We start from the raw sequence: 424 nt of genomic DNA on the forward strand, positions 1-424 counted from the left end.
TCGATTTGGGCGCTATGATTCCATTGGTAATCTGGGCGGTAAACCGGTCAGTATTCCCGATGGTGTAGTGTTTACGTGGGTACACTATGTAGGAGACCCTGGCGATTTCGACCGTGATAGAAAAGCCGGCGAATACAAGCGTCCCCCCATCACTTATCAGCTACCCATTGATGGTTTTGATTTTCAATACCGCGTAACGGATGGTGCTATTAAAATTAGAAGAGAGCAAACTGATATTGATTATATGAATGATAATAAAAATCTGATTCCTAAAGGTAAGCCTTTTCCGTGGGGTTATACGATTGTTTATAACTTATATAGCCCTAAACAACCTAAAACTTTTAATCAATGGTTTAATAATATTCTAGAATCATCAAAAGAAAGTTGGGATTTTGAATATTCTAAACAACCTAATAAGGTATTT

At 37.5% G+C, this 424-nt stretch carries 1 protein-coding gene; it reads left to right on the forward strand.

Annotated elements, in window-relative coordinates; translation table 11 throughout:
• Nucleotides 1–424: hypothetical protein (locus J3U67_RS06625; protein ID WP_267404408.1), on the forward strand; the 424-nt coding region annotated here is incomplete at both ends.

Origin of the sequence: Snodgrassella sp. B3837 (assembly GCF_026535955.1) — a bacterium.
In the GTDB taxonomy this organism is placed as follows: Bacteria; Pseudomonadota; Gammaproteobacteria; order Burkholderiales; family Neisseriaceae; genus Snodgrassella; species Snodgrassella alvi_E.